Origin of the sequence: Telluria beijingensis (assembly GCF_030770395.1) — a bacterium.
Classification (GTDB): Bacteria; Pseudomonadota; Gammaproteobacteria; order Burkholderiales; family Burkholderiaceae_D; genus Telluria; species Telluria beijingensis.
This window is the reverse complement of sequence record NZ_CP132480.1, coordinates 1061098-1083003: the sequence shown is the minus strand read 5'-3', so window position 1 is coordinate 1083003 and position 21906 is coordinate 1061098. Positions and strand designations below refer to the sequence as shown.

Sequence of the window (21906 nt, the reverse complement as noted above, 5' to 3'; positions counted from 1 at the left end):
GCTCAGAACCGGAAATAAAGGAAGGGATTGTAGGTGCCGCTCGCGAGCGCGCAGGCGCACAGGGCGACGCTCAGCGCGGCCAGCGGCAGATAGCGCCAGCGGCCCTGGCTGTAGCGGCGCACCAGTCCGCCCGGCGCGTGGCCGGTCGGCAGCAGCGCACCCGCCAGGCCGATGGCGATGGCGGTCAGTTCCATCGACCCGATCTCGGCCTGCCACGGATGACCGAAGGGGTTGGCGCTGGCGCCGGCCAGGGCGCCGAAATACGTCAGCGCCGACGCGGCATCCGGCGCCCGGAACCAGACCCAGCCCAGCATCACCAGCACCAGGGTCCAGGCCTGGGCCAGCACCCGCGGCAGGCGGTCCAGGCCCGCCTTGACGCCCATGCGCTCGACGATCAGCCAGGCGCCGTGCCAGCAGCCCCAGATCACGAAGGTCCAGGCCGCGCCATGCCACAGGCCGCACAGCAGGAATACCAGGCCCAGGTTGAAATAGGTGCGCAGCGGGCCGCGCCGGTTGCCGCCGAGCGGGATGTACAGGTAGTCGCGGAACCAGGTCGACAGGCTGATGTGCCAGCGCTGCCAGAATTCGGTCATCGAGCGCGCCGAATACGGCCGGTCGAAGTTGGGCGGGAAGCTGAAGCCCAGCATATGGGCCAGACCGATCGCCATGTTCGAGTAGCCGCAGAAGTCGTAGTAGATCTGCAAGGTGTAGCACAGCAGGCCGAGCCAGGCCGTGGGCGCCGACAGGTCGGCGTGCACGGCGCCAAACAGGCGGTCGGCCGGCAGCGCCAGTGTATTGGCGATCAGGACTTTCTGCGCCAGGCCGAGCGCGAAGATCTGGAAGCCGGCCAGCATGCGCTCGTTGGTGATGACGCGCTTGCCCATCTCGCCCGCGATCTGGCGGTAGCGCACGATCGGGCCCGCGATCAGCTGCGGGAACAGGGCTTTATAGGTGGCGAAGCGCAGGAAGCTGGACTGGGCCGTGACTTCGCCGCGGTAGACGTCGACCAGGTAGGAAATGCCCTGGAAGGTGAAGAAGGAAATCCCGAGCGGCAAGGTGATGTGCGGCACCGGGAAGTCGGCGGCGGTGGCGGTCCTGATCGCCTCGGCGAGGAAGCCCGCATACTTGAACCAGGCCAGCAGGGCCAGGTTGACGGTGACGCCGGCCGCCAGCCAGGCCTTGGCGCGCCCGCGGTCGCGCGCGATCGCCATGCCGGCGCCATAGTTGAGCACGGCCGACAGCATCAGCAGCAGCACGAAGCCCGGCTCGCCCCAGGCATAGAAAATCAGGCTGCCCAGCAGCAGGACGGCGTTCTTCCATGGCAGCAGGTAGTACAGCACCAGGAAAGACGGCAGGAAGAAGAACAGGAAAACGATCGAGGAGAAGAGCATCGGGATGGGCGCGTTCGGACGACAGCGACGCGCCATCGATTCAACCTGCGCCGGTATTGTAGGAACTATATTTATGAAAGACAAGTTTAGCCTGCGCGGCGGCCCATATTGGCAGTCCGGCATTGCAAACCGCCCCCACTGTGGTATGGTCCCGGGAATGTCGTCCCTTCCTTCCAATCGCCCCTTCCACATCTTCGGCACCAGTACCCGAAAGACCTCGCACGCCGCCACCGATTTCCTGCGCGCCAACGACCGCATGGCCAGCCTGCTGCCGGCCGTGGGCCGCATGGCGCGCCTGCAGGCCGACTGCGCGGCGGCGCTGCCGGCGATCTTTCATAACTGCGATGTGCTGTCGTTCCAGGAGGGCGTATTGATCCTGGCTGTGCCCAGCTCGGCGCTGGCGGCCCGACTCAAGCAGCTGATGCCGAAGCTGCAGGCGACGCTGGTGCAGCGCGGCTGGCAGGTGGAATCGACCCGGATCAAGCTGCAGGTGACGCGCGCCCTGCCCGACAGGCCCGAGATGCGCACGCTCGAACTGCCGCCGCGCGCGGTGCAGGCATTCGAGGAATTGGCGGAATCGCTGCCGGAAACGCAGCAGAACCGCGACCTGGTGGCGGCGCTCAGGGCGCTGGCGGCGAAACGGCGATAATGGTTGGCGAAGAACTTGGATTGCCGCCTACGCGGCAATGACGGTCTTCAGGCAAGCGACATATCGCAACACCAACCCTCGGCCTACGCTCTCAGCATGTCGTTCCCGCGAAGGCGGGAACCCAAGTCCCAAGAGCAGCCAGCAACCCCAGCTATATCAACTCTGCGCCCACTCGCGCGTCATCTGACGCACATACGACGGCGGCGCCGTCCCCAGCTCGTCGAAGGTCACGATCTCGTACGCATCCGGCTGCGCCAGCAAGGCCCGCAGCAGGTCGTTATTGAGCGCATGCCCCGATTTATGGGCCGTATAACTGGCAAGCAGCGGATGCCCGACCAGGTACAGATCGCCGATCGCATCCAGGATTTTATGACGCACGAATTCGTCCTCGTAGCGCAGCCCGTCGGTATTCAGGATGCGGTACTCGTCCATCACGATCGCGTTCTCGAACGAGCCGCCGCGCGCCAGGCCCATGCCGCGCAGGCTTTCGACGTCCTGCATGAAGCCGAAGGTGCGGGCGCGCGCCACGTCGCGCACATAGGTGATGTCGCCGAAATCGACGGTGGCGCGCTGCATGGTGCCGTCCACCGCCGGGTGGTTGAATTCGATGAAGAAATCGAGCTTGTAGCCGTTGTGCGGCGACAGGCGCGCCCATTTCTCGTTCGCGCCCGTGCCCTGGCGCACTTCGACGTCCTTGAGCACGCGGATGAACTTGCGCAGCGACGCCTGCTCTTCGACGCCGGCCTGCTGCAGCAGGAACACGAAGGACGATGCCGAACCGTCCATGATCGGGATTTCCTCGGCGGTGACGTCGATGACGAGGTTGTCGATGCCCAGGCCGGCGCAAGCCGACATCACGTGTTCGACCGTCGACACGCGGGCATTGTCCTTGATCAGCACCGAGGCCATGCGGGTATCGCCGACCACGTCGGCCGAGCTCGGGATGGCCACGATCGGGTCCATGTCGACGCGGCGGAACACGATGCCGGTATCGGGCGCGGCCGGGCGCAGGGTCAGCTCGACCTTGCGGCCGGAATGCAGGCCGACACCCGTGGTGCGGACCAGTTCCTTGATGGTTCGTTGTTTCAGCATGCGCCGATTATAGCCCAGCGTTTACGCGGACGCTGCCGCCCCCCTCGATTGGCGGGGCCGGGGTGGCAAGCAGGCGACAATCGTATCGACCTGCTTAGGGATGTTCCGCTTCGACGTGGTCTTTTTCGTGGCGGATCAGGTACAGGCCGCTGCCGATGATGATGGCCGCGCCGACCATCGTCCAGCCGTCGGGCAGCGCGCGCCACAGCAGCCAGTCCAGGCCCACGCCCCATGCCAGGGCCGAATACTCGAATGGCGCCACGCTCGACGCCTCGCCGCGCGAGAACGCCTCGGTGATCGCCAGCTGGCCGATGAAGCCCGTCACCGCCAGTGCGCACAGCAGCGGGATCTCGGTGGCCGGGATCGGGACCCAGTCCGGGGCCGCCAGCAGGCCGGCGCCGAGCGCGATCATCACGATCAGCCAGAACACCGTGTGCTCGTTGCGGTCGCTGCGCGCCAGCACCCGCACCGTGATCGCCGAGAAGGCGTAGCAGCTCGCCGCGGCCAGCACCGCCAGGCCGCCGACGGTGAGGAAGCCGGCGCCGCTCGGGCGCAGCACCACCAGCACGCCGACCAGCCCCACGCCGATGGCCAGCCAGCGCGCCAGGTTGACGCGCTCCTTCAGCAGGAACATCGACAGCGCCGTGATCAGCGCCGGAGCGATGAAGAAGATCGAATAGGCCTCGGCCAGCGACAGCGACTTGAGGCCGAAGGCGAACAGGGCCAGCATCGCGATCCCGAGCACCCCGCGCAGGAAGTGCATCGGCCAGCGCACCCGGAAGATGCCGGTGAACGCGCCGCGCCAGGCCACGTAGGCGGCGATCAGCGGCAGCGAGCAGATGGCGCGCAGCGCCGCCACCTGCAGCGCCGGATAGCGCTCTGCCAGCAGCTTCATCGCCGTGTCCATCAGGGCGAACATGAAGACGGCGAGCAGCATCGCGTAGATGCTGGCCAGGTTGCGGCCGCGCGCTGTCACAGGCGTTTTTCCATGAACAGGCTCAGGGGATCGGCCCGGTAGTCGCCGAACGGCTCGCAGCGGCCGAAGCCGAAGCGCTCGTACAGCGCGATCGCGGCCGGCTGGTGGATGCCGGTTTCGAGCTTCAGCTCGGGCAAGCCCGACATGCGCGCGAACATCGCCAGGTGATCCAGCAGCTTGCGCCCCGTGCCCAGGCCGCGGCGCGCCTCGTCCACGTACATGCGTTTCACTTCGCCGTAGGCGCCGCGGTTGGCCAGGGCCGCGCAGCCGACCGCCGCGCCATCGATATCGCGCGCCACCAGGAACAGCACGTCGCCGGCCAGCAGCGCATCGATGTCCATCAGGTGGTTGCTCTCGGCCGGATACAGCGACGCGCAATAGGCGTCCAGCCTTGCCAGCATGGCCCGCACTTCGGGCTGGTCGGGGGTTTCGGTGTTGATGATCATAAGCAGGAAACGGCGCCGCGGCGCCGTTTTTACAGGGTGCTGGCTGGTTGGGGAATCAGCCGAGTTTCTGCAGCATCGATTCGGCGCTCGAGGCGTCGATGCCCTTGGCGTCGATGTCCAGCGTCTTGACCACGCCATCCTCGACCAGCATCGCATAGCGCTTCGAGCGCGTACCCATGCCGTGGGCCGAGAAATCGTTGTCCAGGCCCAGGGCCTTGGTGAAGGTGGCGTTACCGTCGGCCATCATGCGTACGATGCCGGTGGCTTTCTGGTCGCGGCCCCAGGCGCCCATCACGAAGGCGTCGTTGACCGAGATGCACCAGATTTCGTCGACGCCCTTGGCCTTGATCGCATCGGCGTGCTTGACGAAGCCCGGCACGTGCTGCACCGAACAGCCCGGGGTGAAGGCGCCCGGCAGGCCGAAGATCACGATCTTCCTGCCCTTCGCCAGATCCGCCACCTGGAAGGTGTTCGGACCCAGGCTGCAGCCTTCGGTCTCGTTTTCGATGAATTCCGCGAGGGTGCCTTCCGGCAGGCGGTCGCCGATCTGGATGGTCATGCTGTGCTCCTGTTGATGTTTTGTGAATCTTGCCATTATCGCCGATCCGGGTCGGGCGTGCTGGCCACGGAAGCAAAAAGGCCAGCTTGCGCTGGCCTCTTCATTGCGACGACGGCGCCGAATCAATCGGCCTGCTTGCGCAGGAACGCCGGAATATCGTAGGTCTCGACGCCGTTGCGCTGCATCGCCTGCACCTGCTCCGACGCCTGCTCGCGGCGCCACACATTGTGCTGCTTCATGCCGCCCAGGGCGTCGGCGCTGGCCTTGCCCGCGGTCAGGCCGCCGGCCACGGCCGCGGCGCCCTGCATCACCGGCACGTCATAGGTGCCGGTGCGCTGCTGCGGCTGGACCAGCTGGATCGACTTCTTGTTCTTGCCCAGGCCCGTCGCGACCACGGTCACGCGGATCTCGTCGCCCATTGCGTCGTCGTAGGCGATGCCCTGGGCGATCGAGGCGTCCGGCGCCGCGAAGGCGCGCACGGCGGCCATGACTTCCTTGATCTCCTTACCTTTCAGGCCGCGGCTGGCGGTCACGTTGACCAGCACGCCCTTGGCGCCCGACAGGTCGATGCCGTCCAGCAGCGGCGACGCCACGGCCTGTTCGGCGGCGATGCGCGCGCGGTCGACGCCGGCGGCGGTCGCGGTGCCCATCATGGCCTTGCCCTGCTCGCCCATGATCGTCTTGACGTCGTTGAAGTCGACGTTGATGTGGCCCGGCACGTTGATGATCTCGGCGATGCCGGCCACCGCGTTGTTCAGGACATCGTCGGCGTGCTTCATCCAGTCGAGCATCGTTTCGTCTTCGTAGATGTCCTCGAGCTTTTCGTTGAGGATGACGATCAGGGAGTCCACGTGCTTGGTCAGTTCTTCGAGGCCTTCCTCGGCCACGTCCATGCACTTCTGGCCTTCGTACGAGAATGGCTTGGAGACGACGGCCACGGTCAGGGCGCCCATGGTCTTGGCCACTTCGGCCACGATCGGCGCGGCGCCGGTGCCGGTGCCGCCGCCCATGCCGGCGGCGATGAAGACCATGTGCGCGCCGCGCAGCGCATCCTCGATGCGCGAGCGCGACTGCTCGGCGAGCTGGCGGCCGACGTCGGGACGCATCCCGGCGCCGAGGCCCGAGTCGCCGATCTGGATGATGTTGTTGGCGCTCGAAACAGCCAAGGCCTGCGCATCCGTGTTTGCGGCGATGAACTCGACACCGGACACACCCTTATTGATCATGTGCTGAACCGCGTTGCCGCCGGCGCCGCCGACGCCAACGACCTTGATCACGGTTCCCAGTGCTGCGTTATCGACCATATCGAACTCCATGATGAACTCCCTAATTTTCAAAATGCGGTTCCAGGGAAGAGGCCTTGGCGTTGCTGGTTCGCTGCCTCAAACCGGTAACTGCGATTGTATTTAAAAACCTTGTACCCGTGACGAATTTTTCAATTGAATTTGTTACCAAAGCTTAGAAATTCCCGGCTATCCATTCCTTCATTCGCTGCCAGACCGCTTTCACCGAACCGTCCTGGCGCGTGACGATGTGCCCGCGCAGGTACTGCTTCTTCGCTTCGAGCAGCAGGCCGAGCACCGTCGCATAGCGCGGGCTGCGCACCACGTCGGCCAGCTGGCCGCGATAGTCCGGCGTGCCGAGGCGCGCGGGCTTGAGGAAGATGTCTTCCGCCATCTCGATCATGCCCGGCATGATCGAGCTGCCGCCCGTCAGCACGATGCCCGAGGACAGCACGCCTTCGTAGCCCGATTCGCGCACGGCCTGGTGGACCATGGCGAACAGTTCTTCCACCCGAGGCTCGATCACGGCTGCAAGGGCCTGGCGCGACAATGCGCGTGGGCCGCGGTCGCCGAGACCTGGCACTTCGAGTGTCTCGCCCGGATCGGCCAGTACCTGCTTGGCCACGCCGTAGCGGATCTTGATGTCCTCCGCCTCGCCGGTCGGCGTGCGCAAGGCCATTGCGATGTCACTAGTGATCTGGTCGCCCGCGATCGGGATCACCGCCGTGTGGCGGATCGCGCCGTCCGAGAAGACCGCGATGTCGGTGGTGCCGCCGCCGATGTCGATCAGGACCACGCCCAGTTCTTTCTCGTCGACGGTCAGCACCGCGTCGGCGGACGCCATCGGCTGCAGGATCAGGTCCGAGACCTCGAGCCCGCAACGGCGCACGCACTTTACAATATTCTGGACCGCGGATACCGCACCGGTGACGATGTGCACCCGCACTTCGAGGCGGATGCCGCTCATGCCGATCGGCTCGCGCACGTCTTCCTGGTTGTCGACGATGAATTCCTGCGGCACCGTGTGCAGCAATTGCTGGTCGGTCGGGATGTTGACCGCCTTGGCGGTCTCGATCACGCGCGCCACGTCGGTGGCCGTCACTTCCTTGTCCTTGATCGCCACCATCCCGCTCGAGTTGAACGAGCGGATATGGCTGCCGGCGATGCCAGCATAGACGTTGCGGATCTTGCAGTCCGCCATCAGCTCGGCTTCCTCGAGCGCGCGCTGGATCGATTCGACGGTGGCCTCGATATTGACGACCACGCCCTTCTTCAATCCTTTCGACTCGTGCTGACCCAGCCCGATCACCTCGTGGCGTCCGTCGGACATCACCTCGGCGACCACGGCCACCACCTTGGAGGTGCCGATGTCGAGGCCGACGATCAGGTTTTTCGCGTCTTTTGTCATTGCTGTTCGCCTGCTCAGATTTGCTTGGTTGTTTTATTGGGTGTTGCGTTCTTGTTTGCTTCTTTTGGCTTCTTGGCCGCCTTGACCGGCTTCGTTGCGTCCGCCGGCACCGTGAGCGCCGCCGACGACAATGCCAGGCCGTTCGGATAGCGCATATCGATGGTGTCGATACGGCCTTCCTGCAGCCGGGCCACCAGCTGCGGATAGACGCCGACCAGGCGCTGCACGCGGCGCCGCAGCGTGTTGCGGTCCTGCTCGCGTCCCAGTGCGACGCTCATGCCGTTGTCCAGCTTCACGGTCCAGGCATACCGGCTGGACAGCGACAGCTCCTGCGGCACCAGCTCCACCTGCGCGAACGCGGTGCGCAATTCGTTGAAGCGGGCCAGCACTTCCTTCTCGCTGCCGGCCGGGCCGTCGAAGGCCGGCAGCGCCAGCTCGTCGTCGGTCTCGGCCACGTTGGCGGTGAACACATCGCCCTTCACCGACAGCAGGCGGCCATCTTCTCCCCAGGTGCCCAGGGCCTCGTGTTCCTCGACCTCGACCACCAGCGCATTGGGCCATTCGCGGCGCACCGTGGCGCGACGCACCCAGGGCACGGTCTCGAAGGTGGCGCGCACCTGTTCCAGGTCGGCGGTGAAGAAATTGCCGCGAATCTTGCCCAGCACGCCGTTGCGCACCGTGAGCTCGTTCACGTGTTTCAGCTCGATCCCGTACATGCTCTCCACCGTCACCGATCCCAGCGCGAACATCGGGCGCTGCGACAGCCACCACACGCCCGAGATCAAGGCGGCGAGCACCGTCACCGCCGTCAGGAAACTGGCGGTCGCGTTGAGGGCCCGGACGTCATGCCACATCTGGTGTTATCCTTTTGCCTTCTGGCCCATCTTGAGCCGCGCCGAACGCAGGATCTCGACGCACAGGTCTTCGTAGCCGATGCCGACCGCGCGCGCCGCCATCGGCACCAGCGAGTGGGTCGTCATGCCGGGCGAGGTGTTCACCTCCAGCAGGAAGGGACGCATATCGCTCTCGCGCACCAGCACGTCGACCCGGCCCCAGCCCTCGCAACCCAGCGCGCGGTAGGCGTTCACCGCGTGGCGCTGGATCTCGTGGGTCAGCTCCTCGCTCAAGGGAGCCGGGCAGTGATAGACCGTATCGTCGGTAAAGTACTTGTTCTGGTAGTCGTACTTGCCTTCGGGCGCCACGATCTCGACGATCGGCAGCGCGCGGGCGGCAGCGCCCTGCCCCAGCACCGCGACCGTGAATTCACGGCCGGTGACGAATTCCTCGGCCAGCACGGCTTCGTCCATGCCGGTCACCAGCGCCACCGCTTCCTTCAGCTGGTCGGCCTGGGTGACCTTGGTGATGCCGATGCTCGAGCCTTCCAGCGGCGGCTTGACGATCAGCGGCAGGCCCAGCTCGGCCACCACCGCATCGAGGTCGGTGTCCGCATCGATGGTCAGGTAGCGCGGGGTCGGCACGTTTTCCTGCAGCCAGATCTTCTTGGTCGTGATCTTGTCCATGCCGACGCTGGACGCCATCACGCCGCTGCCGGTATACGGAATGCCCAGCAGTTCGAGGGCGCCCTGCAGGCTGCCGTCTTCGCCGTAGCGGCCGTGCAGCGCGATGAAGACGCGATCGAAGTGTTGCGCGGCCAGGTCGGCCAGGCTTTGCGTGCCCGGATCGAAGGCGTGGGCGTCGATGCCGCGGCCCTGGAGAGCGGCAAGGACGCCGGAGCCCGAAATGAGCGAGATCTCGCGCTCGGCGGAACGTCCGCCGAACAGCACGCCGACCTTGCCGAAAGCCGCTGCGTCAAGAGTTGGGGTGGTGGTCACGGTATCAGGCCTTTACATTGGTCAGTTGGTTCGGAACGCCGCTGATCGAGCCGGCGCCCATGGTCAGCACGACGTCGCCGTCGCGCGCCACGTTCAGGATGGCGGCCGGCATGTCGGCAATCGCCTCGACGAAGATCGGTTCGGTCTTGCCGGCGGTGCGCAGCGCGCGCGCCAGCGCGCGGCCGTCGGCGGCCACGATCGGCGCCTCGCCGGCCGGGTAGACCTCGCCCAGCAACAGCACGTCGGGCGTGGCCAGCACTTTCACGAAATCCTCGAACAGGTCGCGCGTGCGGCTGTAGCGGTGCGGCTGGAAGGCCAGCACCAGGCGCCGGCCCGGATACGCCGCGCGGGCAGCGGCCAGGGTCACCTCGGTCTCGACCGGATGGTGGCCGAAGTCGTCGACCAGGGTAAAGCTGCCGCCGGCGGCCAGCGCGACTTCACCATAGCGGGTGAAGCGACGGCCGACGCCGCGGAATTCCAGCAGGCCCTGGGCGGTGGCGGCATCCTCGACGCCGATCTCGCGCGCGATCGCGATCGCCGAGCAGGCATTCAGTACATTGTGCATGCCGGGCTGGTTCAGCACGAACTTCGTGTCCGGATAGCCTTCCTGGCGCACGGTGAAGTGCATCTGCGTGCCTTCGGCATAGGCGTCCAGCGCGCGCACTTCGGCCTCTTCGCAGAAACCATAGGTGGTGACCGGCTTGGTCACCTGCGGCAGGATCGAGCGCACGTGGGGGTCGTCGATGCACAGCATCGCGCGGCCATAGAACGGCATGCGGTGGGTGAAGTTCACGAACGCGGCCTTCAGTTTCTCGAAGTCGTGTTCATAGGTTTCCATGTGGTCGGCATCGATATTGGTGATCACTTCGATCATCGGCGACAGGTTCAGGAACGAGGCGTCCGACTCGTCGGCTTCGGCCACGATGTACTCGCCGCTGCCCAGGGCCGCGTTGGCGCCGGCCGCCGTCAGGCGCCCGCCGATCACAAACGTCGGGTCCAGGCCGCCGGCGGCCAGCACCGAGGCCACCAGGCTGGTAGTGGTCGTTTTGCCATGGGTGCCGGCAATCGCGATGCCGCGCTTCAGGCGCATCAACTCACCCAGCATGATCGCGCGCGGCACAATAGGAATCTTGCTCGAGCGGGCGGCGATCACTTCCGGGTTCGCCTCGTTGACGGCGGTCGAGGTCACGACCACGTCGGCGCCCGTCACGTTGTCGGCCTGGTGGCCCAGGTGGACGGTGGCGCCCAGGCCGGCCAGGCGCTGGGTGGCGGCATTGCTGCCCAGGTCCGAGCCCGACACTTGATAGCCGAGATTGAGCAGCACCTCGGCGATGCCGCTCATGCCGCTGCCGCCGATGCCGACGAAGTGGATGTTCTTGATCTTGTGTTTCATTGATTCTGTCCTGCCAGTTTTTCGAGTTCCTGCGCGATCGCTTCGTTGGCATCGCGCTTGCCCACGCGGAGAGCCGCCTGCGCCATCGCCAGGCACTGTTCGCGCGTCGTTTGCAGCAGGCTGCGCAGCCGCTGCGGATTCAGTTCGCCCTGCGGCAAGTGGACCGCCGCGCCTTGCGCGTCCATCCACACCGCGTTGTCGCGCTGGTGGCTGGTGGTGCTGGCCACGAACGGCACCAGCACGCTGGCCACGCCGGCCGCGGTCAGCTCGGACACCGTGATGGCGCCGGCGCGGCAGATCACCAGGTCGGCCTCGGCATAGGCCGCGGCCATGTCATCAATGAAGTCGACCACGTTTGCGTTGACACCGGCCTGCAAATAAGTGGCGCGCAAGGCCTCGATATTCTTCTTGCCCGACTGGTGGGTGACCAGCGGACGCAGTTCCGGGTCGATCAGCTTGAGCGCCGCCGGCACGCCGTCGTTCAGCACCTTGGCCCCCAGGCTGCCGCCGACCACCAGCACCCGCAACGGACCGCTGCGGCCGGCGAAGCGCTCGGCTGGCTGAGGCAGGTCGAGGATCTGCTGGCGCACCGGGTTGCCGGTAACCACCGCCTTGTTTGCCGCCTTGCCGAAATCCGCCGGGAAGCCGAACAGCACGCGCTGGGCCACCGGCGCCAGCGTCTTGTTCGACAACAGCAGCGCCGCGTCGGCGTTGACCAGGGCCAGCGGCACGCCGCGCGCGCGCGCCATCATGCCGCCCGGGACCGTCACATAACCGCCCATGCCCAGCACCACGCTGGGCCGGCGCGCGGCCAGGTAGCGGCGGCAGGTCGCGAACGCGGCCGCCATCTTGAACGCGCCCTTGACGGTATGGGCCAGGCCCTTGCCGCGCAGGCCGGCGAAATCGATCGTGTCCATGTCGATGCCGGCCTTCGGCACCAGGTCGGTCTCCATGCCGTGGGCGGTGCCGAGCCAGCTCACCTCCCAGCCGCGCGCGCGCATGGTCTGCGCGATCGCGATGCCGGGGAAGATGTGGCCGCCCGTTCCCGCCGCCATGATCATCAAACGCTTGCTCATTTGCGTCGTCATGTGCGGCCTCCGCGCATGCGCACCCGGTTTTCGTAGTCGATCCGCAGCAGGATCGCCAGGCCGATGCAGTTGAACATGACGCCGGAGCCGCCAAAGCTCATCAGGGGCAAGGTCAGGCCCTTGGTCGGCAGCAGGCCCAGGTTCACGCCCATATTGATGAAGGTCTGCACGCCGATCCAGATGCCGATGCCCTTCGCGGCCAGGCCGGCGAAGGTCTGGTCTAGCGCGATCGCCTGGCGCCCGATGTCGAAGGCGCGCTTGACCAGCCAGTAGAACATGGCGACCACCACCAGCACGCCGACCAGGCCCAGCTCTTCGCCGATCACCGCCATGATGAAGTCGGTATGCGCTTCCGGCAGGTAGTGCAGCTTCTCGACCGAGGCGCCCAGGCCCACGCCGAAGAATTCGCCGCGGCCGAAGGCGATCAGCGAGTGCGTCAATTGATAGGCCTTGTCCAGCGCATTGCCTTCTTCCCACGGGTCGAGGTAGGCGAACATGCGCGCGCGGCGGAATGGCGACAGCGCGATGATCGTGCTGAAGATGAGCACCAGCAGCGCGCCGATGCCGCCGAACCAGACGATATTGATCCCGCCGAGGAACAGGATGCCCATCGCGATGCAGACGATCACGCCGAAGGCGCCCAGGTCGGGCTCGAGCAGCAGCAAGGCGCCGACCAGGCCGATCGCCGCCATCATGGGCAGGAAGCCCTTGGTGAGCTTGTGCATGTACTCCTGCTTGCGCACGGTGAAATCGGCGGCGTACAGCACCACCGCGATCTTCATGATCTCGGACGGCTGCAGGTTCATCACCTTCAGCGACAGCCAGCGCCGCGCGCCGTTGACCGACACGCCCAGGCCGGGAATCAGGACCAGCACCAGCAGCACCAGGGTGCCGATGAACATCATCGGCGCATATTTTTGCCAGACCGCGATCGGGATCCGGAACACCACCGCCGCGGCGGCCATCGAGACGATGATGTACATCGCCTGGCGGTACAGGAAGTATTCGTTGCGGTCTTCCAGGTAGCGGAACTTGGGCGAGTCGGGCAGCGCGATCGAGGCCGAATACACCATCACCATCCCGAGCAGCATGAGCAGCAGGGTCACCCAGACCAGCGGCTGGTCGTAGTCCATCATCTTCGACGGCTTGCTGCGGCCGTCGACGGTCGCGTCGCTGGCAGTGCCGGAGAACTTGAAGGGAATCTGGAAGGCCATCAGATCTCCTGTCCCTTGTCCAGTGCGATCTCGCGCACGGTGTCGACGAACACCTGGGCGCGGTGCGCGTAATTGGTGAACATGTCGAGGCTGGCGCAGGCCGGCGACAGCAGCACGGCGTCGCCCGCACGCGCCAGACCGGCGGCGCGGCGCACCGCCTGCGGCAGGTCGTCGAGGTCGAAGGCCGGCACGCCGGTCGGCTCGATCGCGGCGCGGACCGATGGCGCGTCGCGCCCGATCAGCAGCACGGCGCGCACGTAATCCGCCACCGGCTGCGCCAGCGGCGTGAAGTCCTGGCCCTTGCCGTCGCCGCCGGCGATCAACAGGATCTGCTGGTCGACGCCGGCGAAGGTCTTGCCCATGCCCTGCAGGGCGGCGACGGTGGCGCCGACATTGGTGCCCTTGCTGTCGTCGTAGAATTCGACGCCGTCGATGGTGGCGACCAGTTCCACGCGGTGCGGCTCGCCCGCGTATTCGCGCAGGCCGTGCAGCAGCGGCGCCAGCGGCAGGCCGCAGGCGCGGCACAGGGCCAGCGCGGCCAGCGCATTCGATGCATTGTGCAGGCCGCGAATCTTCAGCGCATCGGCAGGCATCAGGCGGCTCACGATGACCTCGACCGGTTCCGGCGCGTCGCCCTTCTTGCGTTTCTTTTCCACTTCTTCGCCCGCCACGGCATTGGCCAGCCACAGCACGCCGCGCTCTTCGACCAGGCCGAAACTGTTGGCGTCAACGGGTTCGCCGGTGCCGAAGGTGAACGACGGCGACTCGAGCGCCGCCATGCGCATCACGCGCGCATCGTCGCGGTTCAAGACGCGCACGGTGTCGGTGCCGAAAATGCGCGCCTTGTCGGCCGCATAGGCGTCCATGCTGCCGTGCCAGTCCAGGTGGTCCTGGCTCAGGTTCAGCACCGTGGCGGCGTCGGCCTGCAGGCTGAACGTGGTGTGCAGCTGGAAGCTGGACAGTTCCAGCACCCAGGCCTGCGGCAAGTCGTTCGCGTCGATCACTTCGCGCAAGACGTCCAGCGCGGCCGGGCTGATATTGCCGGCCACGCGCGTGCTCAATCCCGCGCGGCGGCACAGCAGGCCGGTCAGGCTAGTGACCGTGGTCTTGCCATTGGTGCCGGTGATGGCGATGACTTTCGGCGCGTAACCCTGCGTCTCGCGCAGGTGGGCGAGCGCCTGGGCGAACAGTTCGATCTCGCCCCAGACGGGGATGCAGCGCTCGGCGGCGGCGGGCACGATGTCGACCAGCTCGCGGTTTGGCGCCAGGCCCGGGCTGACGGCGACGAAGTCGACGCCATCGAGCAGCGCGGCACTGAATTCACCGGCGACAAATTCGGCGCTTGGTGCGGCTTCACGTAGCGCCGGCAGGCGCGCCGGTTCGGCACGGGTATCGGCCACGCGCACGCGTGCGCCGGCCCGCGCCAGCCAGTGCGCCATCGCCAGCCCGGATTCGCCCAGGCCCAGTACCAATGCGTGTTTGCCGTCGTAATTCATATCAGCGCAGTTTCAGCGTCGACAGGCCGACCAGGATCAGCACCATGGTCACGATCCAGAAGCGGACCACGACCTTGGTTTCCTTCCAGCCCTTTTGTTCGAAATGGTGGTGCAGCGGCGCCATCAGGAAGACGCGGCGGCCGGTGCCGTACCGCTTCTTGGTGTACTTGAACCAGCTGACCTGGATGATCACCGACAGGGTCTCGGCCACGAAAATGCCGCCCATGATGAACAGGACGATTTCCTGGCGCACGATGACGGCGATGGTGCCGAGCGCGCCGCCCAGCGCCAGCGCGCCGACGTCGCCCATGAACATCTGGGCAGGATGCGCGTTGAACCACAGGAAGGCCAGGCCGGCGCCGGCCATCGCGCCGCAGAAGATCAGCAGCTCGCCCGCGCCCGGGATGTACGGGATCAGGAGGTATTTCGAGAACGTCACGCTGCCGGTGAGATAGGCGAACAGGCCCAGGGCCGCGCCCACCATCACGGTCGGCATGATGGCCAGGCCATCGAGGCCGTCGGTGAAGTTGACCGCATTGGACGAGCCGACGATCACGCAATAGGTCAGCGCGATGAAGCCCCACACGCCCAGCGGATAGCTGATGGACTTGAAGAACGGGACGATCAGGTCGGCCTTGGGCGGCAGGTCCATCGAGAAGCCCGACTGCACCCATGCGTAGAACAGCCCCATCGCTTCCCATGGCGAGGCGGCCGACAGCGCGAACGCCAGGTACAGCGCCGAGGTGATCCCGACCAGCGACATCCAGAAGTATTTCTCGCCCGAGCGCATGCCTTCCGGGTCCTTGTAGACGACCTTGCGGTAGTCGTCGACCCAGCCGACGGCGCCGAAGCCGAAGGTCACCACCAGCACCGGCCAGATCAGGCGGTTCGACAGGTCGCACCACAGCAGGGTCGAGATGCCGATCGCGATCAGCACCAGCACGCCGCCCATGGTCGGGGTGCCGTGCTTGGTCAGGTGGCTTTGCGGGCCATAGGTGCGCACCGCCTGGCCGACCTTCAGCTCGGTCAGCTTGCGGATGACGATCGGGCCCGCGACCAGGCCGATCGTGATGGCGGTGATGGTGGCGAACACCGCGCGGAAGGTGATGTAGTTGAAAACGCGCAGCGGACCGATATAGTCCTGGAAGTATTGTGCGAGCCAGAGAAGCATATTAGTGGGCGCCCTTGCCAATGGTGGTTGATCCGGTCAGGTGCTGGACCACGCGCTCCATCTTCATGAAGCGCGAGCCCTTCACCAGCACAGTCGCGTTGGTATTGCCGCCCAGTTTTTCATCCAGTGCTGCCAATAATTCGTCGAACTGCTCGTAATGCCGTGCTCCCGACGCCGCCAGGTGGCGCGCCAGCTCGCCCGTCGCGAGCACGGTCTCGATGCCACGCTGCTGGGCGTAGGCACCGATTTCTTCGTGAAACTCTTTTCCTTGCGCGCCGACCTCGCCCATATCGCCCACCACCAGGATGCGCGGCGCCGGGTAGGCCGCCAGCACGTCGATCGCGGCCCGCATCGAATCGGGGTTGGCGTTATAGGTGTCGTCGATCACGGTCGCGCCATTGCTCGCCTGCTTGCGTTGCAGGCGGCCGCCGACCGGTGCAAAGGCTTCCAGGCCGCGCACGATGGCGGCCGGGTCGATGCCGGCGCCGAGCGCGCAGGCGACGGCCGCCAGCGCATTGCGGACATTGTGTTCACCGGCCGCGGCCAGCCTGATGCGATATTCCGCGCCGGGAGCCGTCACTTGCAGGTCGCTGCCGAAATCGTTGACGGCGTAAGTCGCGCGTACGTCGCAGGCATCCGACAGGCCGAAGGTCAACGTCCTGCACGAGGCCAGGCCGCGCCACAAGTCCGTATATACATCGTCGCCCGGGAACACGGCCACGCCATCGTCCGGCAATGCCTGCAGCACGGAGCCATTCTCACGCGCCACCGCTTCCACGGTGTGCATGAATTCCTGGTGCTCGCGCTGGGCGTTGTTGACCAGGCCGACGGTCGGCGTCGCGATCGCGCTCAGGCGGCCGATCTCGCCCGGATGGTTCATGCCCAGTTCCACCACCGCCGCGCGGTGTTGTTCACCGAGGCGGAACAGCGTCAGGGGCACGCCGATCTCGTTATTCAGGTTGCCCTGGGTCGCCAGGCGGGCTTCTTCGCCGACGGCCGCGGCCAGGATGGACGCGATCATTTCCTTGACCGTCGTCTTGCCATTGCTGCCGGTGACGCCGATCACGGGAATCTGGAATTGCTCACGCCAGGCATGCGCGATGCGGCCCAGCGCCACCAGGGTGTCTGGCACCACGATGGCCGGCAGGGTCCAGCCCTCGGGCAGGCGCGAGACCACGACCGCGGCGACATTGCGCGCCACGACCTGGTCGAGGAAGTCGTGCGCATCGAAGGTCTCGCCGACCAGCGCCACGAACAGCGCGCCGGCATCGACCTTGCGGCTGTCCGTCGACACGCCTTCGAAAGACGCATCAGGCCCGACCAGGCGCGCGCCCGGGATTGCCTTGACCAGTTGTGCCAGTGTGCCGCGCATCAATGCGTCCTCAACATGGTGAGTCGCGCCGTCAAGGCCAGCGAAGCGTGGTCCGCATCCGAGAACGGCATCTTGCGGCCCTTGATTTCCTGGTAGGGCTCGTGGCCCTTCCCTGCCAGCAGGATCACGTCCTGCTTGGCGGCCTGCTTCACCGCCAGCAGGATGGCGGCCGCGCGGTCCTCGACGGTCTGCAGGCGCGAGGAAGGATGACCCGCATTCATCCCGGCCACGATCTGGGCGATGATGCTCGCGGGTTCTTCGCTGCGCGGATTGTCGCTGGTGACCAGCACCTGGTCGGCGGCCTGCGCGATGCGGCCCATCTGCGGACGCTTGCCCGGATCGCGGTCGCCGCCGCAGCCGAACACGCACCACAGCTGGCCACCACGATCCGTCGCCACCTCGCGCAGGGCTTCCAGCGTCTTTTCCAGCGCGTCCGGCGTGTGCGCATAGTCGATCACGACCATCGGCGCATCCGACCCGCCCATCTGCTGCATGCGGCCCGGCGCCGGGACCAGGGTCTCGATCGCTTCCACCGCCGCCTTCAAGGCCACGCCCTTGGCCAGCAACGCGCCCAGCACCGCCAGCGTATTGCTGACGTTGTAGTTGCCCACCAGCTGGGTGCGGATGGTGGCGTTGCCGCCGGGCGTCTCGACCTGGAATTCGGTGCCGGCATTCTTGCTGCGCATGCCGCTGGCGCGCAGCACGGTAACGCCCTCGGGCGCCGATGCGCCGGCGATCGTGTAGCCGCTGACGGCCAGCGCAGGGAATTTTACGCGCAAGTGCGTTACCAGGCGCTGCCCGGCCGGATCGTCCAGGTTCACCACCGCCTGCTTCAGGCCATCCCATTCGAACAGCTTGATCTTGGCCGCCTCGTAGCTCTCCATGTCGCCGTGGAAGTCGAGATGATCGCGCGTCAGGTTGGTGAAGATCGCGACGTCGACGTGCATGCCGGCCGTGCGTTCCTGCACCAGGCCGATCGACGAGGCCTCGATGGCGAGCGCCGTGGCGCCGTTCTTCTTCAGGTCAGCCAGGGTCTGGGCCAGCAGCACCGCGTCCGGCGTCGTGTAGCCGGTGACGTCGAACTGCGGTTCGCTTGACGTCTTGCCCTTGATGAGTCCCACGCCCAGCGTACCGATCACCGCCGCGGCCTCGCCCAGGCGCGCCAGCGTTTGCGCCGTCCACAGCGCGCACGAGGTCTTGCCGTTGGTGCCGGTGACGGCCACGGTGAACATGGCGCGGTCCGGATAATCCAGCACCGCATGCGCGATCGGGCCGGCATTCTGTTTAAGGCCGCTCACGGCCAGGTGCGGCACGGTGTACGCCTCGTCCCAGGCAAAGTCCGCGGCTTCATGCACCACGGCGGCGGCGCCGGCCTCGATGGCGGCCTCGATGAAACGACGACCGTCAGCGGCCTCGCCCGGATAGGCGAAGAACACGTCGCCGGGCTTCACGCGGCGCGAGTCGGAAACGAGTCGGCCGCCTGGGGCGGCGGCGCGAATCCATTCGATGGTGTCGTGCAGGCTCGGGGCCATCACATGCTCTCCTCTAGGGGAACTTCCGGAATGATGATGTCCGTGATCGATGAATCGGGTGGCACGTTGGCGGCTCGCAGCGCATTGGAAAACAGGTCGGCCGCGGTCGGGGCCGCGACATAGCCGCCGGTCCGTACCGGGCCGCTCGGATCGTCGACCATCACCGCGATGATGAAGCGCGGCTTGGACATCGGCCCGATGCCGGCGAAATAACCGATATTGTTGGTGCGCGAGTAGCGGCCGTTGACGATCTTCTCGGCGGTGCCGGTCTTGCCGCCGATGCGGTAGCCGGCGACCTGGGCGCGCGAGGCGGTGCCGCCCGGGCCCACCACCGATTCGAGCATGGTGCGCACCTGGGCCGCGGTCTTGGCCGAGATCACCTGCTGGCCCACCGGCTGTTCGTCCACCTTCACGAACGACAGCGGGATGATGTCGCCGTTGCGCGCGAAGATCATGTAGGAACGCGCCATCTGCAGAAGCGACACCGACAGGCCGTGGCCGAAGGCCATATTGGCATATTCCACCGGCTTCCAGGTCTTGTAGGGACGCACACGGCCGGCGGCGGCGCCGGGGAAGCCGAAGCGCGGCGCCTGGCCGTAGCCGACCTTCGTATACAGCTCCCACATTTCCTGCTGCGGGATCATCTGGGCGATCTTGACCACGCCCAGGTTCGACGATTTCTGGATGATGCCGCTGACGGTCTGCACGCCATAGTTGTGGAAGTCGCGGATGCGGCGTCCGGTCACCATCATATAGCCCGGATTGTTGTCGAACACGGTGTCGGGCGTGACGCGTCCCGTCTCCAGGCCGAGCGCCACGGTGAGCGGCTTGATCGTCGACCCCGGCTCGAAGGTGTCGGTGATGACGCGGTTGCGCAACTGCTCGCCGGTGAGCTTCGAGCGGTCGTTCGGGTTGTAGGTCGGGTAGTTGGCCAGGGCCAGCACCTCGCCCGTCTGGACGTCGAGCACCACGGCGGCGCCGGCCTTGGCATTGAACTTCTCGACCGCGTTCTTGATGCTGGTGAAGGCGATGTATTGCAGCTTGCTGTCGACCGACAGGGTCAGGTCGCGGCCCTGGTGCGGCTCGCGGAACATGCCCAGGTCTTCGGCGATGTGGCCCAGGCGGTCCTTGATCACGCGCCGGCTGCCGGCCACGCCCATCAGGGTCTTCTGGTGCTGCAGCTCCATCCCTTCCTGGCCCTTGTCCTCGACGTTGGTGAAGCCCACCAGGTGGGTCATCACTTCGCCCTGCGGGTAGAAGCGCTTGTATTCCTTGCGCGTGTCGATGCCGTCGATCTTGAGCTTCAGGATCTGGTCGACGATCGGCATCTCGACCTGGCGCTTCAGGTAGACGAAGCTGCGGTCGGAATCGAGCTTCTTGCGCAATTCGGATTCGGGCATCTCGAGCAGCTTGGATAGCTCGCGCAGCTTCTCGGGCGGCGCCTGCAGCACGTCTTCGGGGATGCCCCAGATCGCGCGCACCGGCAGCGAGGTGGCCAGCACGGCGCCGTTGCGGTCGAGGATGCGGCCGCGCGTGGCCGGCAGCTCGAGCGTGCGCTCGTAGCGGCTCTTGCCCTGTTTTTGCAGGAACTGATTCGACACGCCCTGCAGCCACACGGCGCGCACGGCCAGCGCGGCAAAGGCCGCGAACAGGACGAACAGCACCAGGCGCGAACGCCAGTCGGGCAGGCGCACCGCCAGCACCGGGCTTTTCGAGAACGCCACGCCCTTGGACGCGGCCACCCGCGCATTGCTGTTCCTGGTCGCGCCGCGCGTCATTGGGCGCCCTCGGTCAGGTACTGGGTACGGGCCGGGCTCAGTGGCGCCATCTCGAGCTGGGAACGGGCGATCTGTTCGATGCGCTCGTTCTTGGCCAGGCGCGACTGGTCGAGCTGGAGCTGGTCCCAGTCGATGTCGAGCTGGCGCGCGTGCTGCTGCAGGCGCTCGAGCTCGATGAGCAGGTGGCGCGCCTGGTAGCGGGCATTGACAACCGACAGCGCGCATCCCACCAGCAAGGCGGTGAGCAGCACGTTCAGCTTGACGCTCATGCAGGCGCCCCCAGGCGTTCGGCCACGCGCAGCACCGCCGAGCGGGCGCGCGGGTTGTCCGCGACTTCCGCCGCCGATGGCTTTATCTTGTCGATCAGCTTCATCTCGGGCTGCGGCAGGTCGGCGGCGCGGATCGGCAGGCGCCGGTCCGGCTGCTCGACCTTGGCCTTGGAGGCGAGGAACTGCTTGACCATGCGGTCTTCGAGCGAGTGGAAGGCGATCACCGACATGCGGGCGCCCGGCGCCAGCATGCCATAGGCGGCGCTCAACCCTGCCTCGAGGTCCTCAAGCTCTTTATTGATGAAAATCCGGATAGCCTGAAAGGTCCTGGTTGCCGGATCCTTGCCTTTTTCCCAGCCCTTGACCGCGCCTGCCACGATTGCGGCAAGCTGTCGTGTGCCTGAAATCGGTTCGACTGCGCGGCGAGCAACAATCGCCTTTGCAATCTGAAAAGCATACCGCTCTTCTCCATAATCGCGTATCACCTTTTCCAATTGAGGTTGCTCCGCGGTCGCGATCCACTCGGCCGCCGACATGCCGCGCGTGGTGTCCATGCGCATGTCGAGGGGGCCATCGTTGCGGAAGCTGAAGCCGCGGCTGGCGTCGTCCACCTGGGGCGACGAGATACCCAGGTCGAGCAGGATGCCGTCGACCCGGTGGATGCCGCGCGCGGCCAGCGCGTCGTGCATCGTTGCAAAGCTGTCGTGGACGATCGAGAAACGCGGATCGTCGATTTGTTGTGCGGTGGCGATGGCCTGCAAGTCCTTGTCGAACGCGACCAGGCGCCCTTGCTGGCCCAGGCGCGACAACAGCAGGCGGCTGTGGCCGCCCCGTCCGAAGGTGCCATCTATATAGATGCCGTAAGCGCGCGCGCCCGCGAGGTTGAGCGCGTCGACCGCTTCGTCGAGCAGCACCGTTCGATGCTGGAACATGGGCACCGTGTTTGAATCCGTCATC

The 21906-nt window shown here is 66.2% G+C and carries 20 protein-coding genes; 1 reads left to right on the top strand and 19 read right to left on the bottom strand.

Annotated elements, in window-relative coordinates; all coding sequences use genetic code 11:
* Positions 1-2: 2 nt before the first annotated feature.
* On the bottom strand, positions 3-1391 hold the full coding sequence (locus Q9246_RS04855) for an MBOAT family O-acyltransferase (protein ID WP_306395865.1): 1389 nt from the start codon (positions 1389-1391) through the stop codon (positions 3-5).
* Between the two features lie 157 nt (positions 1392-1548).
* On the opposite strand from Q9246_RS04855, the gene Q9246_RS04850 reads away from it, so the two are divergent.
* Positions 1549-2040: a DciA family protein gene (locus tag Q9246_RS04850; RefSeq protein WP_306395864.1), complete on the top strand. Its 492-nt coding sequence runs from the start codon at positions 1549-1551 to the stop codon at positions 2038-2040.
* A 156-nt stretch (positions 2041-2196) separates the two neighbouring features.
* On the opposite strand, the gene lpxC is transcribed toward Q9246_RS04850, so the two are convergent.
* The 18 genes from lpxC to rsmH all read right to left on the bottom strand — a co-directional run bounded on the left by lpxC (position 2197) and on the right by rsmH (position 21905).
* Complete coding sequence (lpxC, locus tag Q9246_RS04845; RefSeq protein WP_306395863.1) at positions 2197-3132, bottom strand: UDP-3-O-acyl-N-acetylglucosamine deacetylase; 936 nt, start codon at positions 3130-3132, stop codon at positions 2197-2199.
* A 94-nt stretch (positions 3133-3226) separates the two neighbouring features.
* Positions 3227-4069 (bottom strand): DMT family transporter, encoded by an 843-nt coding sequence (locus Q9246_RS04840; RefSeq protein WP_306398082.1) that lies wholly within the window; start codon positions 4067-4069, stop codon positions 3227-3229.
* A gap of 35 nt (positions 4070-4104) precedes the next feature.
* Positions 4105-4554, bottom strand: coding sequence for a GNAT family N-acetyltransferase (locus Q9246_RS04835; protein WP_306395861.1), 450 nt, complete (start codon positions 4552-4554; stop codon positions 4105-4107).
* A gap of 55 nt (positions 4555-4609) precedes the next feature.
* Positions 4610-5113 carry a peroxiredoxin gene (locus tag Q9246_RS04830; protein ID WP_306395859.1) on the bottom strand — a complete coding sequence of 168 codons (504 nt, stop codon included), beginning with the start codon at positions 5111-5113 and terminating at the stop codon, positions 4610-4612.
* A gap of 122 nt (positions 5114-5235) precedes the next feature.
* Positions 5236-6429, bottom strand: a complete 1194-nt coding sequence (gene ftsZ, locus Q9246_RS04825; protein WP_306395858.1) for a cell division protein FtsZ — start codon at positions 6427-6429, stop codon at positions 5236-5238.
* 142 nt (positions 6430-6571) lie between these two features.
* Complete coding sequence (gene ftsA / locus Q9246_RS04820; RefSeq protein WP_005668243.1) at positions 6572-7804, bottom strand: cell division protein FtsA; 1233 nt, start codon at positions 7802-7804, stop codon at positions 6572-6574.
* A gap of 14 nt (positions 7805-7818) precedes the next feature.
* Positions 7819-8658 carry a cell division protein FtsQ/DivIB gene (locus Q9246_RS04815; protein ID WP_306395856.1) on the bottom strand — a complete coding sequence of 280 codons (840 nt, stop codon included), beginning with the start codon at positions 8656-8658 and terminating at the stop codon, positions 7819-7821.
* Positions 8659-8664: 6 nt separating this feature from the next.
* Positions 8665-9636 carry a D-alanine--D-alanine ligase gene (locus tag Q9246_RS04810; RefSeq protein WP_306395854.1) on the bottom strand — a complete coding sequence of 324 codons (972 nt, stop codon included), beginning with the start codon at positions 9634-9636 and terminating at the stop codon, positions 8665-8667.
* 4 nt (positions 9637-9640) lie between these two features.
* On the bottom strand, positions 9641-11029 hold the full coding sequence (gene murC, locus Q9246_RS04805) for a UDP-N-acetylmuramate--L-alanine ligase (RefSeq protein ID WP_306395853.1): 1389 nt from the start codon (positions 11027-11029) through the stop codon (positions 9641-9643).
* Positions 11026-12117, bottom strand: coding sequence for an undecaprenyldiphospho-muramoylpentapeptide beta-N-acetylglucosaminyltransferase (gene murG, locus Q9246_RS04800; protein ID WP_306395852.1), 1092 nt, complete (start codon positions 12115-12117; stop codon positions 11026-11028). Before murG ends, murC begins: the two co-directional genes overlap by 4 nt.
* The gene (gene ftsW / locus Q9246_RS04795; RefSeq protein WP_306395851.1) at positions 12114-13331 is read right to left on the bottom strand and encodes a putative lipid II flippase FtsW; all 1218 of its coding nucleotides are present in this window, start codon (positions 13329-13331) and stop codon (positions 12114-12116) included. Before ftsW ends, murG begins: the two co-directional genes overlap by 4 nt.
* Entirely contained in the window at positions 13331-14827 is a 1497-nt protein-coding gene (gene murD, locus Q9246_RS04790; protein ID WP_306395849.1) for a UDP-N-acetylmuramoyl-L-alanine--D-glutamate ligase, read from the bottom strand. Before murD ends, ftsW begins: the two co-directional genes overlap by 1 nt.
* Before the next feature lies 1 nt (position 14828).
* On the bottom strand, positions 14829-15998 hold the full coding sequence (gene mraY, locus Q9246_RS04785) for a phospho-N-acetylmuramoyl-pentapeptide-transferase (protein ID WP_306395848.1): 1170 nt from the start codon (positions 15996-15998) through the stop codon (positions 14829-14831).
* Position 15999: 1 nt separating this feature from the next.
* Entirely contained in the window at positions 16000-17370 is a 1371-nt protein-coding gene (locus tag Q9246_RS04780; protein WP_306395846.1) for a UDP-N-acetylmuramoyl-tripeptide--D-alanyl-D-alanine ligase, read from the bottom strand.
* Positions 17370-18902, bottom strand: coding sequence for a UDP-N-acetylmuramoyl-L-alanyl-D-glutamate--2,6-diaminopimelate ligase (locus tag Q9246_RS04775; protein ID WP_306395844.1), 1533 nt, complete (start codon positions 18900-18902; stop codon positions 17370-17372). Before Q9246_RS04775 ends, Q9246_RS04780 begins: the two co-directional genes overlap by 1 nt.
* Positions 18902-20680, bottom strand: a complete 1779-nt coding sequence (locus Q9246_RS04770; RefSeq protein WP_306395842.1) for a peptidoglycan D,D-transpeptidase FtsI family protein — start codon at positions 20678-20680, stop codon at positions 18902-18904. Before Q9246_RS04770 ends, Q9246_RS04775 begins: the two co-directional genes overlap by 1 nt.
* The gene (ftsL, locus tag Q9246_RS04765; RefSeq protein ID WP_306395840.1) at positions 20677-20949 is read right to left on the bottom strand and encodes a cell division protein FtsL; all 273 of its coding nucleotides are present in this window, start codon (positions 20947-20949) and stop codon (positions 20677-20679) included. The genes Q9246_RS04770 and ftsL overlap by 4 nt, the downstream gene beginning before the upstream one ends.
* Positions 20946-21905: a 16S rRNA (cytosine(1402)-N(4))-methyltransferase RsmH gene (gene rsmH, locus Q9246_RS04760; protein ID WP_306398079.1), complete on the bottom strand. Its 960-nt coding sequence runs from the start codon at positions 21903-21905 to the stop codon at positions 20946-20948. The genes ftsL and rsmH overlap by 4 nt, the downstream gene beginning before the upstream one ends.
* Between the last annotated feature and the right edge of the window lies 1 nt (position 21906).

What these genes read in the sequence shown, in the direction of transcription:
- rsmH (WP_306398079.1), bottom strand. Translation starts at nt 21,905, where the DNA reads ATGACGGATTCAAACACGGTGCCCATGTTCCAGCATCGAACGGTGCTG.
- lpxC (WP_306395863.1), bottom strand. Translation starts at nt 3,132, where the DNA reads ATGCTGAAACAACGAACCATCAAGGAACTGGTCCGCACCACGGGTGTC.
- ftsW (WP_306395851.1), bottom strand. Translation starts at nt 13,331, where the DNA reads ATGGCCTTCCAGATTCCCTTCAAGTTCTCCGGCACTGCCAGCGACGCG.
- ftsL (WP_306395840.1), bottom strand. Translation starts at nt 20,949, where the DNA reads ATGAGCGTCAAGCTGAACGTGCTGCTCACCGCCTTGCTGGTGGGATGC.
- ftsZ (WP_306395858.1), bottom strand. Translation starts at nt 6,429, where the DNA reads ATGGAGTTCGATATGGTCGATAACGCAGCACTGGGAACCGTGATCAAG.
- ftsA (WP_005668243.1), bottom strand. Translation starts at nt 7,804, where the DNA reads ATGACAAAAGACGCGAAAAACCTGATCGTCGGCCTCGACATCGGCACC.
- Q9246_RS04830 (WP_306395859.1), bottom strand. Translation starts at nt 5,113, where the DNA reads ATGACCATCCAGATCGGCGACCGCCTGCCGGAAGGCACCCTCGCGGAA.
- Q9246_RS04770 (WP_306395842.1), bottom strand. Translation starts at nt 20,680, where the DNA reads ATGACGCGCGGCGCGACCAGGAACAGCAATGCGCGGGTGGCCGCGTCC.
- Q9246_RS04855 (WP_306395865.1), bottom strand. Translation starts at nt 1,391, where the DNA reads ATGCTCTTCTCCTCGATCGTTTTCCTGTTCTTCTTCCTGCCGTCTTTC.
- mraY (WP_306395848.1), bottom strand. Translation starts at nt 15,998, where the DNA reads ATGCTTCTCTGGCTCGCACAATACTTCCAGGACTATATCGGTCCGCTG.
- murG (WP_306395852.1), bottom strand. Translation starts at nt 12,117, where the DNA reads ATGACGACGCAAATGAGCAAGCGTTTGATGATCATGGCGGCGGGAACG.
- Q9246_RS04775 (WP_306395844.1), bottom strand. Translation starts at nt 18,902, where the DNA reads ATGGCCCCGAGCCTGCACGACACCATCGAATGGATTCGCGCCGCCGCC.
- murD (WP_306395849.1), bottom strand. Translation starts at nt 14,827, where the DNA reads ATGAATTACGACGGCAAACACGCATTGGTACTGGGCCTGGGCGAATCC.
- Q9246_RS04815 (WP_306395856.1), bottom strand. Translation starts at nt 8,658, where the DNA reads ATGTGGCATGACGTCCGGGCCCTCAACGCGACCGCCAGTTTCCTGACG.
- Q9246_RS04840 (WP_306398082.1), bottom strand. Translation starts at nt 4,069, where the DNA reads ATGCTGCTCGCCGTCTTCATGTTCGCCCTGATGGACACGGCGATGAAG.
- murC (WP_306395853.1), bottom strand. Translation starts at nt 11,029, where the DNA reads ATGAAACACAAGATCAAGAACATCCACTTCGTCGGCATCGGCGGCAGC.
- Q9246_RS04835 (WP_306395861.1), bottom strand. Translation starts at nt 4,554, where the DNA reads ATGATCATCAACACCGAAACCCCCGACCAGCCCGAAGTGCGGGCCATG.
- Q9246_RS04780 (WP_306395846.1), bottom strand. Translation starts at nt 17,370, where the DNA reads ATGCGCGGCACACTGGCACAACTGGTCAAGGCAATCCCGGGCGCGCGC.
- Q9246_RS04850 (WP_306395864.1), top strand. Translation starts at nt 1,549, where the DNA reads ATGTCGTCCCTTCCTTCCAATCGCCCCTTCCACATCTTCGGCACCAGT.